The organism is Caproicibacter fermentans, from assembly GCF_009746625.1.
GTDB classification, from domain to species: domain Bacteria; phylum Bacillota; class Clostridia; order Oscillospirales; family Acutalibacteraceae; genus Caproicibacter; species Caproicibacter fermentans.
Genome location: NZ_VWXL01000095.1, coordinates 82,617 through 99,809, shown reverse-complemented (window position 1 = coordinate 99,809; position 17,193 = coordinate 82,617). Strand labels below are relative to the sequence as shown.

Sequence of the window (17,193 nt, the reverse complement as noted above, 5' to 3'; positions counted from 1 at the left end):
TATGATGAAAATTGCGGTTGCATGCGACGGCAAAAATGTTTCCGCCCATTTTGGGCACTGCGAGGGATTTACACTGTTTACCGTGGAAGGCGGCAAGATCACCGAACGTAAATTCAGCCAGAACCCGGGCCACAAGCCGGGATTCCTGCCCAATTACCTCAGCGATCTGGGAGTCTCCACCATTATTACGGGCGGCATTGGAGGCGGAGCAATCGATATTTTTAACGAAAAAAATATCGAAGTGATTTCCGGCGCCGCGGGAGAAGCGGCAGAAGCGGTGGAAAAATACCTGAAGGGAGAGCTGGAATCCGCCGGCAGCGTTTGCCATGAGCACGAATTTGAAAGCACCTGCGGGGAGCATCACCAGCATTGACCGGCGGCTTCCGTATGCGCGGGAATCTGTGGATTCGGGCGAACGACCGGATAATTTTTAAAAACGATTTTGCGCGGCTTCCTCGACGGTCTGGAACGGCGGATATGTTTATCCGCCGTTTTTTCTGCCATACTAACTGTGGCGTTTGATTTCAGGCGCCGCAGGAGGAAATAATAATGTTTAAACACGAAAAGCAACTGCTGAAGGAGGTCCGCGTTGACGGACCCAACCCGAATTACGCCAACATGATGCAAGAGCAGCTTGGCGGCCCGCAGGGTGAACTGAAGGCTGCACTGCAGTATATTTCTCAGAGTTTTCGCATCAAAGACCCCGCCATCAAGGATCTTTTCTTGGATATCGGTTCGGAAGAGCTGGGGCATATGGAAATGGTCGGCACTCTGGTCAATCTGCTCAACGGCCATAATCTGGACGCGCAGAACACAACCGTTGGATCGGTGGAAGCTTCGACCTTAACCGGCCTTACTCCAATGCTGACAAACGCTTCCGGCTACCCGTTCAACGCCGCGTGGATTAACGAAACCGGGGACCTTGCCGCGGACATTTTGTCCGACATTGCTTCTGAGCAAAGAGCAAAGGTCGTCTACGAATATCTGTACCGTCAGATCACGGATACCGGCGTAAGGGAAGCCATCGATTTTCTGCTGAACCGGGAAGAGGCGCACAACACCCTGTTCCGCGAGGCTTTCAACAAATTGGAGGAAACCGGTTCGCTGGCCGATTGGGGCGTAACTTCGGACTCCAAAAAATATTTCGACCTGTCGACCCCCGGAAAATATTTCGACACCAAGAACTTGCAGAACCCCAAGCCCCCGAAATTCAACGTCCCGAACCAGACAAATCAGCAGGGTCAGGGTATGGTACACTAAAGCATCTACAAAGGGCACGTCCCGGGCAATGCGTCCGGAACGTGCCTTTGTCAATTCGTAATCAGGATATAATCTCCGTTCTTAAGCTGCACCACGTTCGCGCGCAGCGCAAGGCCCAGATCCCTGACAAGTTCTTTCTGCTTCTCCGGATCCTTTACCAGGAGCGTCAGGGGATCGCCGCCGAGAACCCTGTTTTCGTCGGCAGTGATATAGGCCAGTATTTCAATTTGCTGTTTCACGGTTAACCCCCTTTGACGATTCGGCCGATTTTTCTGCTGTTCTCAAGAACGGGAGTATGTGCGACCGCATAGTGCAGTAAATTCTTGTCGTGGATCATGGGTACAAACGCGATGATGATCATGCCGGTATCGCTTGAAAAATTCCTTCTGGTATATTTGTATCTTCTGACTCCAAGCGCCTTGACCGCTTCAAAAAGAATTGCCTGCCTCTGCCCGTAATTTTCCAGGGTCAGCCGGCTGGCCGGCCTTTTGGGTTCGATTACGACGGCAAGGCCGTCTTTGGCAAAAAGCTCTCTGCTTTTGTCGGCGCCGAGCGTATTGGTCACAAAAATTCCGTCGACGAAAAGCTCCGAGCCTTTGATCTCGATCTCCCCGTCGCGGATATTGCAGATATCCCCGATGGTTTTGCCCTTTGTAAACCGATAGAGCAGAATAAGGACAACTGCTCCCGTAATGACCCCGCAGGGGATCAAAACCGCCGGGGCTTTGGAATCGCTGAGTTTCATTGCCAACACCGAAAGCAAAGCGGTAACCATGGCGATATAGTTTCTGGACTCGAACGTTTTTGATATTCCATCGATATAAGCGTCCCCGCGCTTCGTGTATTCGGTATGCTCCAATCGGCTCAGGCTTTCGCCCTCCGCCTTGCGGGTTTCACGGAACTGCTGAACGGCGACCGTCAGAAAAGTAATGGAAACAAAGTCGCCGGACAGGATCGCCGGAATGGCGATCGCCCCCAGGCTGGAAGCAATAAATCCCATGACGATACTGTTGAAATAAGCGCACGGGTAAGTTGGAATCTGCCTGTAATCCACCTTCAGCGTGGCAATGCGGGCGGAAGCCCCCATGATGATTCCAATCACGATCATATAGATATCAGGCTCTTTCAACGCCTTTTCCATAGAATCTCTCCCTTCACTCCGTATTTTTAACAAATGAAAACGGATAATACAAAAGACACGAAGAAAAGAGGGATTGTCATGCCTAAAGCCGGAATCGGAACAACCGTCATTCGAAAAGAAGCATGGGATAAAGTCACCGGTAACGCAAAATATACCGCCGATGAGAATCCTGCGGGGGTTCTGACCGCCCGGATGGTTACCAGCACCTTCGCTCACGCAAAAATTAAAAAAATAGATTACTCGCAAGCGCTGCTGCAAAAAGGCGTGAAAGCCGTGATCACCGGAGAGGATTATCCGGTTTTAAGCGGAGGGCTGGTGGCGGACCGACCGCCTTTGGCAAACGGGAAAGTCCGTTATTACGGCGAGCCGGTCGCTCTTGTGGTTGCCGATTCGGAATTCGACGCCGCAAATGCCGTCACCTTCGTAAAGGTGGAATATGAACCGCTGCCGGTCATCAATTCCCTGTCGCAGGCTCTTGCAAGCGGAGCCCCTTTAGTTCATGAGCATCAGGAAACCTATAAACATATCTCCAAAGATCTTTATCCGCAGCCGGGAACCAATATCTGCGACATCAAAAAGATCCGAAAAGGAGACGTCAATCAAGCCTTCTCAAATTGTGATTCGATCGTCGAAGCGCATTACAGCCTTCCCCAGTCGGACCATATCGCCATGGAAACCCGGGCCGCCCGCGCAAGAATCTCACCCGACGGAACCGTTTTTGTCAAATCCGCTTCCCAGGCGCCGTTCGGAATTAAGAAGGAGCTCAGCTCCGTTTTTAACCTGGAGCAGGGAAAAGTTGTTGTAGAGGTCCCGTTTGTAGGCGGCGGGTTCGGAGGAAAAGCGGCAACCCAACTGGAACTTCTAGCCTACATGGCCTCGAAAGCGGTGTGCGGCCGCGAGGTCGGCATTCGAAACTCAAGAGAACAGGACATTACGTCCTCCCCCTGCAAGCTGGGTCTGGACGCGACGCTGAAGCTGGGCGCGACCAAAGACGGAATGATTAAAGCAGCGCAGATGACCTATCTGGTGGACGCCGGCGCTTACGCCGACATGGGGCCGAGGCTCAGCAAGGCAATGGCGGTCGACTGCACGGGGCCGTACAACATTGAAAACGTCTCCTGCGACGCGGTCTGCGTTTACACCAATCACCCTTACGCCACCTCATTTCGCGGCTTCGGACACGCCTCTTACACCTTCTGCGTGGAGCGAACTCTTGACAAGCTGGCAAAAAAGCTGCAAATGGACCCGCTGGAACTGCGAAAGAAGAACGGACTTGCCCCGGGAAACCTGACCCCCACGCAGGTTCCGCTAACCGCCAGCAGCCTGGGCAGCCTGGGCCCGTGCATCGAAAAGCTCAAGCCGCTGATCAACTGGGAGGAAGGCGAAAGGATTGAGCTGGGCAACCATAAAATCCGAGCCAAGGGAATCAGCTGCTTCTGGAAAACCTCCGATTCGTCCCCGGACGCTGTCTCCGGTATTATCCTGACATTTAACAACGACGGCAGTCTGAACGTGAACTGCGGGTGCGTGGAATGCGGGCCGAGCATGAAGACCACGGTCGCGCAGCTTTTATCCGAAAAGCTGAAAATGGACATCAGCCGCGTTCATGTCAATATGGACGTCAACACAAAGTGCAGCCCGACGCACTGGAAAACCGTTGCGAGCATGACGACCTTTATGCAGGGGCGAGCCGCCATGCGCGCCGCGGAGGACGTCTGCCGCCAGCTGGTCAGCCTTGCCGCAGTCGTGCTTCGATGCCCTCCGGAAGATCTGGAAGTGGGAGGCGAACGGGTCTACGTCCGCCATGAACCGTCCAATTTCATTCACTTCAAGGACCTGGTCCATGGATACCAGTACCAGAACGGCAACGCGGTGGAGGGACAGATCATCGGCCGGGGGAGCTTCATCATGGGGGACCTGAACCTGCTGGACAAGGAAACGGGGAAAGGGAAAGCCGGACCCTGGTGGACCGTGGGCGCCCAGGGCGTGGAAGTGGAATACGACACCGAGGAATACACCTACCGTCTCATCAAAGCTGCAACCGTAATCGACGCCGGAAAGGTCCTGAATCCGAAGATGTGCGAGGCTCTGGTAAAAGGCGGCATGTGCATGGGCCTGGGCCTTGGAACGCGCGAAAATTTCTCCTACAGCGGCAAGGGCGAGGTACTGGATACCAGTCTGCGCACCTACAAGGTGATGCATTTCGGCGAGACGCCGCAGTATCTGGTTGATTTTGTGGAGACGCCTCTTGAAAATTCTCCCTACGGCGCACGCGGACTGGCCGAACACGGAATCATCGGAATCCCGGCGGCGCTTGCCAACGCGCTCTCCGTTGCCTCCGGCGTTGAATTGGACGAACTGCCTCTGGTACCGGAAACCATCTGGAGAATCAAGACGGGAGGCAGGGCATGATCCCTTTCGACTTTGAATACGACCGACCCGGCACCGTCGGCGAGGCCCTGACGGTTTTCAGACAGCTGGATGCAGAACAGAAAAACCCGATGTTTTTCGGCGGCGGAACAGAAATCATCAGCATGGCGCGCATGGGAAACGTAAAAACCGGGGCCGTCGTCGACCTGAAAGCGATTCCGGAATGCCGTGTGTTCGAATACGACAAGGACCGTCTTCTCATCGGCTCCGCGCTGACCCTCTCCGATCTTGTGGAGGCGAAGCGCTTCCCCCTGCTGGACCATACGGCAGGGCGCGTTGCGGACCATACCATGCAGTGCAAGATCACATTCGGCGGAAACCTTGCTTCCACAATCATTTACCGAGAAACCGTTCTCCCACTTCTGCTGGCCGACGCCGTTGTCACCGTGGCGACGCAGGGCGGCCTGCGGGATTATAAAATCACACAGATCTTCCGCGAACGTCTTCAGCTTCCCCGCGGAGAATTTATTGTGAGGGCCTCGATTGAAAAGCGCTGGCTGTCCGCGCCCTATATTCACGTAAAAAAGACAAAGAATGAAAAGGTCGACTATCCTTTGCTGACGGTTGCCTGCCTGAAAGCGGACGATAAAATCCGGATGGCGTTCAGCGGTCTGCTGCCCTACCCGTTCCGCGATCTGCAGTGGGAAAACCTGATGAATGACAAAAGCCTGAGCTTTCCCGAACGGGCCGAGCAGATTTCCGCTCTGGCAGCTCCGCATCTTCTGAACAATCTGGACGGCTCTGCCGAATTTCGCAAATTCGTCTTAAACAACACGCTGATCAAAGTACTTCAGACGTTAAAGGGGGTGTAACATGTTCCGCATCAAAGAAAAAAGCATCCTTCACCTGAATGTGAACGGAGAAGACCGTGAAGTCGTCGCACGTCCCTCCGATATCCTTCTCGACACGCTGCGCAATCAGCTTGCCCTGACCGGAGCAAAACCCGGCTGCGAGAACGGCGACTGCGGGGCCTGCACGGTCATTGTGGACGGATGGCCGATCAAATCCTGTTTGATGCTGACGGCAGAGGCCGTCGGAAAAAAAATCACGACGGTGGAGGGGCTGAAAAACGCGCCGGTCCAAAAGGCGTTCATCGAAAAATTCGCATTTCAGTGCGGATACTGTACGTCCGGATTCTTAATGGCCTGCCATGCGCTGGCACAGAAGCATCCGAACCCGCCGGACTACGTCATCGACGAATGGCTGCAAAGCAACATCTGCCGCTGTACCAGCTATGAAGAAATCGGCGAAGCGATTCGTGTGGTTCTGTCTCAAAAACAATAACCCGATCAAATACCCAAATGAGAATTAACATGGCATGAATCAGCAACCCGTTTACAGCAAACGTTCCGAAAACCATGAACGCGGAAGAGGTGATCCAATCCCTGAGGGAAGATATGATCAACGAGTACGAGGCAATTATCGGATATGAAGCGACCACGGACGAAAGGGTAAAAAAAGTTCTTTCCGGCATCGCCGAAGAAGAAAAAGGACACATCGGTCAGTTGGAACAGCTGATATATCTTTTGAAGCCCAACGACCAGGGCGCGGTGGTTCTGTTCTATTCCAGTCCAAAAAGCTCCCGCCTGAGCCGAAATACGGCGGGAGCTTTGCCTGCGGCATATTTAAACGCGTTCGCACTACATTCTGACGATATCCGTAATTGTTATATTCGCAAGGCTTCTGTCGTTTTTCAAATCCAGATAAACCGGAACAGAAGCGTTTTCGTCCACAACCCTGACCTTGGGCCGCAGGCAGCAGTCCTCAAAATTCTGAACAACAATCGCGGTCCGGCCGTCGCTCAGCAGAAGACAGGTGCCGAGAGGATACGCCGCGACTTTCCTGGTGAACAGGGAAACAAGCTCCGGATCGAACAGCGTGCCCGCGCCGCCCATTAAAAATTCCATCACTTCCGACGGCATCATGGCCGGTCTGTAAGGGCGGTCCGAGGTCATGGCGTCAAAGACGTCAGCAATCGAAATAATACGGCTGAATTGATTGATCTCTTCCCCGGCAAGACCCGACGGATAACCGCTCCCGTCGTTTCGCTCGTGATGCTGCAAAATCCCGATCAAGCCGGATACGGGCAAATCCAGATTGGTGTTGACAAGATACTCGTACCCCAAAGCGGGATGCTTTTTGACCTCCTCGTACTCGTCCGGAGTCAGCGAAGACCGTTTATCAATGATATCCTTGTCGATGAACACCTTGCCGATGTCATGCAGCAACGCCCCCAAACCGAGTTTGAAAAGACTTGTGGAATTCATGTTGAGCGCTGTCCCCATCACAATGGAAAGCACCCCGACATTGACGGAATGATAGTAGGTATAATCGTCGTATGATTTTAAATCGATCATGTTAACGATGATGTTCCTGTTTTCAATAATCTCTTCCACAATGCTGTGAACAATCGCTTTCACATCTTCCGCCATGGCCCGGCTGATCCCGGTATTCATGCTTTGAACATAAATATCCCTGACCGCCTTCGCGGCCGAATTTCTCAGTTCATCGTCGATCACGGCTTTGATTTCGATCTCTTCCGAAAGCTGATCGACAATATAAACGCCCTGAAAGCCGTTTTGGGCAATGTGCAAAATGTATGATTGCTTCAGCGGCTGTCCCTTCTGCAGCAAAAGACCGCCATCGTAAGCATATAAACTTTTCGCAAGCACCATGCCTTCGCGCAGGCAAAGTGTCGGGACATATCTCATCAGTTCTGCCTCCGATGACAAGTATTGTTATCTAATTATAATTTTCTTTCGGTCTTCTTTCAACCGTGTAACGCAAATTAGGCCAAAAAATGCCAGAATAACAATTTTTATTCAGAGTCGGGGAACCCGCTTTCAGAAAACCCCTGTAAAGTGAAAACAGCATCCGCCAGAACACAAACGAGCCGGAATGATCTGTTTGCATGAAATACGGAATTGCTATTTTATTTTGCATTGTGCTATAATATTGCCATAAAACGACATATTAGAGTGGGTGTACCATGGACTTATATCAGAATATTGAAAAATACTACTCCGATTTGACTTCCAAGCAAAAGGAAATTGCCGATTATATGCTTTCCCATCCGGAAGATATTTGCTATATCTCGCTCAAAAACTTAAGCGAACACCTCTCGGTATCGGAATTGACCATCCTTCGCATGTGCAAAAAGCTCGGGTTTCAAAATTATATTGCGCTGAAAAATGCCTTTCGCGTGCACACCCAAAAGCTGGTCAAAAATTCTTCCAGCTCCAATTTTTTTGTTTTGGACATGCCAGTTTGCAAGGAAAACGAAAAGGAAGGCCTGTTCCATCAAATCCGTGACAATGACTGTGAGAAGAGTCTCGGCTTCTATCATGCGATCAGCGATAAGGATATTTTTGCGGCCGCGGATCGGATTCTGAAAGCACGGAATATTTTTATCTGCTTTCACGGCGTTTCCAAAATACTTGCGGATTATTTTTATCTGCATCTCTCGCACCTGAGCATCGGGTGCTCTTATATTCATCCGGAAGACATGGACAACGTGCAGGCAAATCTTGTCCGTATGAAGCGCGGCGATCTGTTAATCGCAATCGCTTTTCCAAAATATTACCCCTTGATTCAAAGCATCACAAAATACGCCGAGCAAAGCGGCGCCGATCTTATTACGATTACCGACAGCCCCACATCGCCCATCATCACAAAAAGAAGCCTGAATTTCTTCTGCAACACCTCGACCAAGCTCTTCTACAACTCTTTGTCTTTGCCGGTCGCGCTGATTAATTTGATCGCCTCCTGCATCGTAATAGAAATGGGGGGAAAATACGATGATCTGGTCACAAAAGCATATAATGTCGTGAATTTTTTAGAAGAAAATAAATCAGAATAGCTTTCCAAAGCAGTCCAACGAAACAAAAGGAGCAGGATCTGTCTGCTCCTCAGATTGTAGGCAAAAGGCCGTTCGGGATTTAAGCCCAAGCGGCACTTTAACAGTTGATTTCTGGCTGAGAACAAAATGAATGAAAAGCCGGATTTTGGTTTGAACCTCGAGTCTTTTGATTTCCACTTCTTTTTCCCATGTGCTTCCCGATCTTTGTTTGATTTCTTCCATCAACTCTTTGTGGTAGTGCTGTGCCTCCATCTGAACCTGCATCTTCATTTTCTTGTTCCGGTTGGCGCTGGCCTTAATATGCGTTGAATCAATGAATACCGCTTTCGGGTCTACATATTTCAGCTTTACAGCTTCCAGCAAAATATGGGTAAATATCTGCTCGAAAATATCAGTTCCCTCGAATCGTCGGGAATAGTTCTTTCCGAAGGTTGTGAAATGCGGGATCGGGTCGTTCCAGTCATATCCCAGAAACCACCGATACGCCGCGTTAACTTCGATTTCTTTAATGGTCTGTCTCATGCTCCGAATCCCAAACAGATATTGGATGAATACAATCTTGAACAGCACCACCGGATCAAAGCTGGGACGGCCTGTGTCTTCGCTGTACTTGTCCTTTACCAAATCATATATGAAGCTGAAATCAATCGCTTTATCTATTTCCCTCACATGCTCTTTCGGTACCAGATCCTCCATGCGGTAAAAGCCGACTTGTTTCCGACCGTCATTACTTTTTTCGTTCAACATTTTTATCACCTGTTTATATTTTACCATTTCTCAAGCACTAAAAAAAGACAAAGTACCTGATTTCGATACTTTGTCTTCAGACTGGGGAGCAGGCTCTGCCTGCTCCTTTTGGTATAATGCATTCTCCGGTCGTTTTCCGTCGATCTTCGGGAGGACCGTTCGTCTGATTTTTGTCCGCTTTCCGGGCAGCTTTCGCGCCCAAAGTTCCCGGCTGGTTTTAAAATGTGCCGGTGAGCTTATAGATGCCGAATTCGCGGTGCCCCAGGCTTTCCGCCTTCGTCTGCCTGCCGTTGCAGACCTCGACAATCTCGCGGAAAAGCTCCTCGCCGACTTCGTTCAGCTTGGCTTCGCCCGAAATGATTGTTCCGGCGTTGATGTCGATGTTGTCCGGCATCTTTTTGAACGTGTCGGTGTTTCCCGTGATTTTGATCACGGGCGCGATCGGGCTGCCCGTCGGCGTTCCGCGCCCGGTCGAAAACACCACGATCTGCGCTCCACCGGCGACCATGCCGGTAATGGAGTCGATGTCTTGGCCGGGCGTATCCATAAAGTAAAGGCCCTTCTTCGCGGCCGACACGGGCTCCGCATAATTCAGAGCGCCCACGAACGGGCGGGTTCCCGCCTTGTACATGCACCCCAGAGATTTTTCCTCGATGGTGGAAAGTCCGCCTTCCTTGTTTCCAGGGGTGGGCTGCCCGCTGCGGAGGTCCTCTCCCATCATGATCGCGCGGTCTTCCACATTTTTGACCATCCGCAGGAATTTTTCACGCTGAGCGGCGTCTTCAAAGCGCGCCGCAAGCAGGTGCTCCGCTCCGATTACCTCGGTCGTCTCGCTGAGGATGCTGCTGCCGCCTTCGCCGACCAGCTTGTTGGAGGCGTAGCCGATCGTCGGGTTGGAGGCAAGGCCGCTGGTGGGGTCCGAACCGCCGCATTCCAGTGCCAGGACGATCTTGCTTATATCGAATTCCACGCGGGTCTGCAGTGAAAGATCGCGCGCCATCTTGGCCGCGAATTCCGCTCCGACCGCGATCGCCTTCAGTGTGCCGCCGACTTCTTGAATGACGACGGATTCCACCGGCTTGCCGGTCTCGCGGATCTCGTCCGCGACGGAGCGGGCTTGAACACCGTCGCAGCCGAGCCCGACGACCACAACCGCACCGACGTTCGGGTTCTTCCCGAATCCGACCAGCGTCTCCTGTGTTAGCGACAGGTCGGAACCGATCTGGCAGCAGCCGTGCTGGTTCGGCACACTGATTGCCCCGGGGATCTGTGCGGCGATCTTTTCCGCCGTATCGGCGGCACAGACGGACGTTGGCAGGATGAGCAGATGGTTCCGAACGCCGTACGTCCCGTTTTCCCTCTTATAACCCATCAGTTTCGTCATGATTTGATTCTCCTTATTCCTTCGTATGTTTGTCGCCGCGCCCGCGGGTGCTTTCCAGATTGTGCACATGGACATAATCCCCCGGATGCAGGTCCGTCGTGGCAGCCCCGATCACTTCGCCGTACTTGTAGCAGTGCTCGCCCTTTTTAATTTCGGCTACCGCCATCTTATGAAATTTGGGGATGTCGGCGCTCGCCGTGTAGTGCTTACCCTCAAATTCAATGGTCTCTCCTTTGGCGATCGGCCGCAGGCAGGTGACCAGATTGTCTTTCTCGTTGATATGAATGACTGCGTTCATGCTTGTTGCCTTCCTTTCAGTGATGCAGTTTTTCGCCGATTTCGATCGCTTTGAGCATGCTGTCCTCTCTTGCGACCAGCTTGCCGGCGATATCGAACGCCGTTCCGTGGTCCACAGAGGTGCGCAGCACGTCCAGACCGACCGTGATGTTGACGCCGCCGTCGAAATCAAGCAGCTTGAGCGGAATATGCCCCTGGTCGTGGTACTGGGCAACGACGACGTCGTATTCGCAGTTCAGGGCGCGCAGGAAAACCGTATCCGGCGGCAGGGGCCCCACGACGTCGACGCCATCCGCCCGGCAGAGCTCAACCGCGGGCGCGATCTCCACAATCTCCTCGTCCCCGAAGATCCCGTTCTCCCCCGCGTGGGGGTTAAGTCCCGCGACCGCTATGCGCGGCTTTTCATAGCCGGCCTTTTTCAGCGTGCGGTCCGCAAGGCGAATCACCTCCGTCTCCCTCTCCTTCCGGCAGGCGTCGCACGCCTTGCGGAGGGAAACATGGGTGCTCACGTGGATCACCTTGAGTTTCTCGCTCCAAAGCAGCATGGCGTAGCTGTCCCCGTGGGCGAATTCCCCGAAGATCTCCGTGTGCCCGGCGTACGGGTACCCCGCAAGATGGAGCGCCTCCTTGTTCAGTGGCGCCGTTACGATCAGCGAGATCTCCTTTTTCAGCGCAGCGTCGATCGCGGCCCTGACCGCGAGGAACGCGCATCTGCCGCCGACGGGGCTGACCCTGCCGACCGGGATCTCCTCAAGGGAAACGGGGTTCGGGTCGACGACGTTCAGACAGCCATCTCCGCAGTCGAAAGGGCGCTCCACGGTGCGGATCGGGAAGCCGCACCCGAGCAGCCGGCCGTAGTGGCACAGAAGCTCCGCGCTGCCGAAGACGACGCAGCGGTCCAGGTACTCCGGGTGCGCGCGCAGGGCTTTCAGCGTGATCTCCGGGCCGATCCCGCATGGGTCGCCCAACGTGATTCCAAACCGATTCACAGCGGAATCACCTCCTTCAGTTTTTTCATCGCGGTTACGATGGCGTCATCGCCGCCGAACGCGCCCGCTTTCGTAATGATTTTCAGCCCCGCGTAAGGCCCGCCGATGAGGCGCATCATCGGGATCCCGGCCGCGATCTCCATAAGGATGGAGGAGCCGGAGGCCTCCGCCGCCCGAATAAAGCCGATGGCGGTGTCCCCTCCCGTCAGGAATGCGCCGCTAACCGGCGCGGCCTCCAGAATCCGGCGCGATATTTGACTGAGGACCTCCCGGATGTAATCGCACATCTCCTTCGGGGTCATGCCCCGCTCCGCACCCGCCCGGTCGGTGCGGGCCATTTCCTCCGCATCGCAGGAGGAAGTCGGCAGAACGACGGCGTCCCTGTTTTCCCTCAGGAGCGCGGCCGCGCGCACGGCGTATTCCATCGGATCGGCCGTGCCGTCCAGCAGGCCGTAGATCGGAATCCTGACAAGGACCGTCCCCTCCTGTTCCGCATACCTAACCTGACGGCGCGTCACGGAGCTGACGCTGCCCACGACGGCGACGGCCGGCGGCACCTTGCTCTGGGCCCCGATCAGCTGTTCCGCCATCGCCGCCGCTCCGACCCACAGAACCCGGCCCTTTTCCGCAAGCCCCGCGCGGACGATGTTTCCAAGGTCCGCGTTTGTGACCGCGTCAAAGGCGAAGATGCGCCCTCCTTCGAGCCGGATCCGGTCTTCGGAAACCTGATCGAGCGGTATCCGAACGACGGGCTCGTCGAACTCCGCCTGCAGAAGGCGGGCGATGTTGTCTTCGCGCACGGGGGTCTTTGGGTCCCGGGCTAGCTCCGTCTCCAGAATCGGGATACCGTCGAGGCGGTGAATCCCGTCCTTTGTTGTGCGGCCCAGATCGGGAAGGGCAGGCGCAAACAGGATCTGGTCGAAATGCATCCGGCAGTCGGCAGCTCGGACCTCCGCGGCGATGTTCCCCCGGAGCGTGGAATCCACCTTTTTCATGAAAAGCCCGAACACGGATGGGCCGATCCCCGCAAGGGACCGCTGCACCGCCGCGCCGGCTTCCGATGCGGAAAGGGCCCTCGACTCCGTATCGACGATGACGGTGCCTTCCTCCGGAATTCGGGAGCCGTCGAACAGCACGACCGTGGGGATCCCGCGGCTCCGGAACTGGACACCGGTATCGTTGGCACCCGTGAAATCATCCGCCAGGATGAAGCAGCGTTTCACACCGATCCCTCGTTTGCAGCAGATTTTGGGAACGAATCCGGCGATTGCTTTCTCTTTTCGACCTTATCCAGCCAGCTCACCAGCAGCGGACAGAGGATCGCGGTCACGATGACTGCTGCTGCGACCTGTACGGTAGCCATGGCGGCCGCCGTTTTCAGGGTCGCATCCGTCGCCGCCAGTGCCGCGGGCGTCGCGACAGAATTCCCGGCGGAGGTCCCGATGGCGGCCCCGACCTGCGGATGCTTCGACTTGATCAGCTTCATCGCCAGATAGCCTCCGAAGCCCGTGATCGCGGTGCAGGCGACACCGAGGACGATGCCGGGCAGCCCCGCCTGGACAAGCTGTCCCAGGTTCAGGGCGGCGCCGAGTGGGAAGGCGAAGAACGGGATCGTGACCGTCGTAGCCGGCGCCAACCATTTACGGAGCTCCGGGTCCAGGTTGCCCAGGATGAGGCCGACGACGATCGGCAGAACCGCGCCGACCAGCACCATGATCGGGATCTGTGCCAGACCGGTCAGCCCGAAAGCGACCATCGTGAAGAACGGGCCGTCGTTCAGGGAAAGGATAGAAACCGCGCCTACGTCTCCCGCGTCGCCGAACTCGCCCGCAAGGGCCGCATAAAGGCCGCCGTTCGAATTGGCCAGCGAGGAAACGACCGCGAGCGGAACGATTCCGATGACGCCGGCGGGACCGCACAGCCTGTTGACCAACACGCCGATCACCGCGCCGAGGCCAACTTTGACCACGGTCAGGATCATTCCTTTGGCCAGCGGCTGCCCGGCCTGCTTCAAGTCGATTTGCGCGCCGTTGCAGAAGAGGAACACCGCGAGGATCGGCATCGCCCCGTTTTTCCACAGATCAGTGGTAAAGCTGCCGATGGTCAGGAATCCCGGTACAAATGTGTTGACCAGCACCCCCAGCAGCATCGGGACGATCATGAGACCGCCGGGCACCTTCTGGACTGTTTTCAAAATTTTCAAGTGCAAAACCTCCTCAAATTTTTTGGCTCGGTGCAGACGAGCCTACATAGAGTAGGTAACAGCAAAAAACATGCCAGGTGAAAAAACGCCCTGATCGGCTATTTTTCGCCCAGTATATTTGCTAAAAAGAATTTTTATGGGTGAATCCGTACAAGTTCTCTTTCATTTTGAAACAAGTTTGTTCAAGATGAAACGTATTGCTCCATATCCCGGCATTTCCGCCAGAGGGTGGAGCGGCTGATCTTCAGAATCTGGCAGGTCTTTTTGATGTCCCCTCCGGTTTCTTCCAGAACGCTCCGGATATAGGCCTCCTCCAGCGCCCGCAGATCCATTTTCCTCCCGCAGAATTTGTCGAACGGGTCCTCCCCGCCCGACAGGTTCGCGCTGGAAGGCAGCCTTTCGCGGAACAGCCCGTCGAAGGAAGAGACGATGACGCAGCGCTCCATCAAGCCCTCCAGTTCCCTGATGTTCCCCTCGTAGGTGCGGTTTTCCAGATAGTCCTGAACTTTCTGCGTCATTTTCAGCTCCGGTTTCTGATATTTAGTGGAATATTTTTTGATAAAATAGTTTGCGAGGACCAGAATGTCCTCCCTCCGTTCGGAGAGCGGAGGGATATCCAGCGTCAGGACGTTGATGCGGAAGAACAGGTCCTTGCGGAATCTGCCCTTCTGCATCTCCTGATAGATGTTTTTGTTGGAGGCGGTGATGATCTTGACGTCAACCGGGATGATCTTGTTCCCGCCGACCCGCATGACCTGCTTTTCCTGGATCACGCGGAGCAGGCGCCCCTGGAGCTCGATGGGGATTTCGCTGATCTCGTCGAGAAAGAGTGTTCCACCGTGCGCGAGCTCGAAAACACCCGGCTTGCCGTTGCGCCTCGCCCCGGTGAAGGAACCCTCCTCATACCCGAAGAATTCGCTTTCGATCAGCGCCGGAGGGATCGCCGCACAGTTCACTGCGACGAACGGCCCGCCGCGGCGCGGGCTGCTGTTGTGCATGCTCTGGCAGAAGAGCTCCTTGCCCACGCCGGATTCGCCGAACAGGTGGACCGGCGTGTCGTACTTGGCGTATTTTTCCGCCGTTTCGATGCAGTCCTGAATCTTTTCGCTTGAGTGGATGATGTCCGAAAAATGATATCTTGCGATAAAGCCCTTCTCGTACAGGGTCCGGCGGATCTTTTGCTCCATGCTCTGCACTTCGGAAACTGCTTGGAACGTCGCAACAACGCCGATCACGTTCCCTTCCACAACGACCGGAACCCGGTTGGTGGCCAGCTTGATCTTGCCAATATTCTGCAGCTCCCCAAGCTGGGCCTCGCCGGTGTGCAGGACCTCCGGCAGCCTTGTGTTGGGGATGATCTCCTTTACCTTCTTGCCAAGGGCGGTCTCCCGAGGGATGCCGAAGATGCTCTCGGCCTTTTTGTTATAGACTGTGATGCGCTCCTCCTCGTTGACGGCGACGATGGCGTCGTGCACGAAATCGGTGATGGTGGTGATCTCCTGCACGCGCTCCTTTTCCTCCCGGGTCGCCATGCAGATTCTCCGCGCCTCCTGAACGGCGGACAGGATGGAGTCCTTCTGAGAGGTGATCAGGATGCCGTTGCAGTTCAATTTACGGACGATCGGGATGATGTTGGCGTCGCCGATGTACGTTTCGATCCCGCGGTTCTTGTGTTCCTGAATGACCTGATAGATGTCGGATTCCCGTTTCAGCTGGACCTCGATGAAATTGCAGTTCAAAATCCTGTGCAGGACATCCATCCCGTAGACGACGTTACTGTAGCCCACCACCCCGATTGTCCCGCCGGAATCCTTGACCTTTTCAAAGCTTTTGAGGATGTCGAACGCACTCACCTTGATCTCCACGATGGGGACCCTGGGGAATTCGGCCTTGAGCATCCGGTAGGTCCCACCCCGGGACACAAGATACTTCGCCCCCCCCTCAATCGCAAGATGGGCTGCCTTCACGCCCTCGCTCATGCTGCCCGGGACGACGTCGACGTTGTCGTACCCCCGCTCAACAACCAGCCCGACGGCTTTGTCGTACAGGTCCTGTATTGGCGCGATGACGGCGATCTCCTTCATCTTCCTTCTCCTCTCCTCCGGACGTTTTCCGGAATCCCTTTTGCCTCTCCGCAACCGGACGCGAACTCCGGACCGACGGACCGGAGAACGAAAGCGGCGCTCCCGCCCGATTTCAGGAAACGGCGGCAGACCGCAGGGGCTAATTTATTCCAGTTTATCATCTCACGAGTCAAAATTCAATGTACTAAAACAGCATTTTATGCCCCCACCGGGGTACGGCTTTCCGCCCTGACCAATCGGGTCCAAGAAAAGAATCCGATCGAAAATATTGCGGATTGCGCGGTGAAATTGCCGCCATCGCCCGCCAGATCGATGACTTGGAAAAGCGTCTCTCCATGTGGCAGAAGTATGCAGATAACAAGCCGGTTTACCAGCAGCTCACTGCCCTGAAACCGAAAACGTGTCAGAACTCTTAGGACGTGCACAGTTTGGGACTTGCCTTGTGCCGAAAATGCGTTAAAGGCTGTAAACAGAGTTACCGGGCTGCCGTGATGGACTGCCCGCATTATCTATCCAAATGGGCAAAAAATAAAGATCATGATAATCTGTAAATCATTTCGGTTGCTCTCCTTGATATGTTTTCCGGGAATCGTCGTAATGGGAGAGTGCAGATCATCCATGATCTGCTGAATCTCCGCTTCAATTTCTTTAATCTCTTCGTCCAGTTCCCGGATAAGGTGGATGGTATGCCGCAACTCCAGCGACTTTGCCGGCATCATGGAGCCAATCGGAGTTCTAGCAGACTCGCGTATCTCGACAGCTTTGAACTCCCGCGCAGCCGGGAGTTTTCGTATTACAA

Annotated in this window: 15 protein-coding genes and 2 pseudogenes; 6 read left to right on the top strand and 11 right to left on the bottom strand. The window is 54.6% G+C overall.

Annotation, left to right across the window (positions count from 1 at the left end; all coding sequences use genetic code 11):
* Window position 1 precedes the first annotated feature (1 nt).
* On the top strand, window positions 2-373 hold the full coding sequence (locus CAFE_RS16275) for a NifB/NifX family molybdenum-iron cluster-binding protein (RefSeq protein WP_066643207.1): 372 nt from the start codon (window positions 2-4) through the stop codon (window positions 371-373).
* Between the two features lie 176 nt (window positions 374-549).
* Window positions 550-1,260 carry a manganese catalase family protein gene (locus CAFE_RS16270; RefSeq protein ID WP_066643213.1) on the top strand — a complete coding sequence of 237 codons (711 nt, stop codon included), beginning with the start codon at window positions 550-552 and terminating at the stop codon, window positions 1,258-1,260.
* Window positions 1,261-1,310: 50 nt separating this feature from the next.
* Here CAFE_RS16270 and CAFE_RS16265 read toward each other — a convergent pair whose 3' ends face one another.
* Window positions 1,311-1,499, bottom strand: coding sequence for a capping complex subunit for YIEGIA (locus tag CAFE_RS16265; protein ID WP_066643215.1), 189 nt, complete (start codon window positions 1,497-1,499; stop codon window positions 1,311-1,313).
* A 2-nt stretch (window positions 1,500-1,501) separates the two neighbouring features.
* Entirely contained in the window at window positions 1,502-2,401 is a 900-nt protein-coding gene (locus CAFE_RS16260) for a YIEGIA domain-containing protein (RefSeq protein ID WP_066643218.1), read from the bottom strand.
* A 78-nt stretch (window positions 2,402-2,479) separates the two neighbouring features.
* Between CAFE_RS16260 and CAFE_RS16255 the strand changes: the two genes are divergently transcribed.
* From CAFE_RS16255 to CAFE_RS16245, 3 genes are read left to right on the top strand one after another with little or no spacing between them, the layout of a single operon-like run.
* Window positions 2,480-4,813, top strand: a complete 2,334-nt coding sequence (locus CAFE_RS16255; protein WP_156991202.1) for a xanthine dehydrogenase family protein molybdopterin-binding subunit — start codon at window positions 2,480-2,482, stop codon at window positions 4,811-4,813.
* Complete coding sequence (locus tag CAFE_RS16250; protein WP_156991201.1) at window positions 4,810-5,643, top strand: FAD binding domain-containing protein; 834 nt, start codon at window positions 4,810-4,812, stop codon at window positions 5,641-5,643. Before CAFE_RS16255 ends, CAFE_RS16250 begins: the two co-directional genes overlap by 4 nt.
* Window position 5,644: 1 nt before the next feature.
* Window positions 5,645-6,115 carry a (2Fe-2S)-binding protein gene (locus CAFE_RS16245; protein ID WP_156991200.1) on the top strand — a complete coding sequence of 157 codons (471 nt, stop codon included), beginning with the start codon at window positions 5,645-5,647 and terminating at the stop codon, window positions 6,113-6,115.
* Between the two features lie 356 nt (window positions 6,116-6,471).
* Here CAFE_RS16245 and CAFE_RS16240 read toward each other — a convergent pair whose 3' ends face one another.
* On the bottom strand, window positions 6,472-7,542 hold the full coding sequence (locus tag CAFE_RS16240) for an HD-GYP domain-containing protein (RefSeq protein WP_066643228.1): 1,071 nt from the start codon (window positions 7,540-7,542) through the stop codon (window positions 6,472-6,474).
* 278 nt (window positions 7,543-7,820) lie between these two features.
* Between CAFE_RS16240 and CAFE_RS16235 the strand changes: the two genes are divergently transcribed.
* On the top strand, window positions 7,821-8,690 hold the full coding sequence (locus CAFE_RS16235; protein ID WP_066643241.1) for a MurR/RpiR family transcriptional regulator: 870 nt from the start codon (window positions 7,821-7,823) through the stop codon (window positions 8,688-8,690).
* 143 nt (window positions 8,691-8,833) lie between these two features.
* Here the strand turns inward: CAFE_RS16235 and CAFE_RS16230 are convergent.
* The 8 genes and pseudogenes from CAFE_RS16230 to CAFE_RS16195 all read right to left on the bottom strand — a co-directional run.
* Window positions 8,834-9,434 (bottom strand): annotated as a pseudogene (locus CAFE_RS16230) (transposase); the annotation flags it as partial.
* Window positions 9,435-9,654: 220 nt separating this feature from the next.
* Complete coding sequence (locus tag CAFE_RS16225; RefSeq protein ID WP_066646065.1) at window positions 9,655-10,821, bottom strand: UxaA family hydrolase; 1,167 nt, start codon at window positions 10,819-10,821, stop codon at window positions 9,655-9,657.
* A 13-nt stretch (window positions 10,822-10,834) separates the two neighbouring features.
* On the bottom strand, window positions 10,835-11,119 hold the full coding sequence (locus CAFE_RS16220; protein WP_066646063.1) for a UxaA family hydrolase: 285 nt from the start codon (window positions 11,117-11,119) through the stop codon (window positions 10,835-10,837).
* A gap of 16 nt (window positions 11,120-11,135) precedes the next feature.
* Window positions 11,136-12,107: a 4-hydroxythreonine-4-phosphate dehydrogenase PdxA gene (pdxA, locus tag CAFE_RS16215; protein WP_066646061.1), complete on the bottom strand. Its 972-nt coding sequence runs from the start codon at window positions 12,105-12,107 to the stop codon at window positions 11,136-11,138.
* The gene (locus tag CAFE_RS16210) at window positions 12,104-13,330 is read right to left on the bottom strand and encodes a four-carbon acid sugar kinase family protein (protein ID WP_066646059.1); all 1,227 of its coding nucleotides are present in this window, start codon (window positions 13,328-13,330) and stop codon (window positions 12,104-12,106) included. The genes pdxA and CAFE_RS16210 overlap by 4 nt, the downstream gene beginning before the upstream one ends.
* On the bottom strand, window positions 13,327-14,316 hold the full coding sequence (locus CAFE_RS16205) for a 2-keto-3-deoxygluconate permease (protein WP_407926822.1): 990 nt from the start codon (window positions 14,314-14,316) through the stop codon (window positions 13,327-13,329). Before CAFE_RS16205 ends, CAFE_RS16210 begins: the two co-directional genes overlap by 4 nt.
* Window positions 14,317-14,492: 176 nt before the next feature.
* Window positions 14,493-16,394: a sigma 54-interacting transcriptional regulator gene (locus CAFE_RS16200; protein ID WP_066646055.1), complete on the bottom strand. Its 1,902-nt coding sequence runs from the start codon at window positions 16,392-16,394 to the stop codon at window positions 14,493-14,495.
* Window positions 16,395-16,975: 581 nt separating this feature from the next.
* Window positions 16,976-17,155: pseudogene (locus tag CAFE_RS16195) on the bottom strand (IS110 family transposase); the annotation flags it as partial.
* Window positions 17,156-17,193 lie beyond the last annotated feature (38 nt).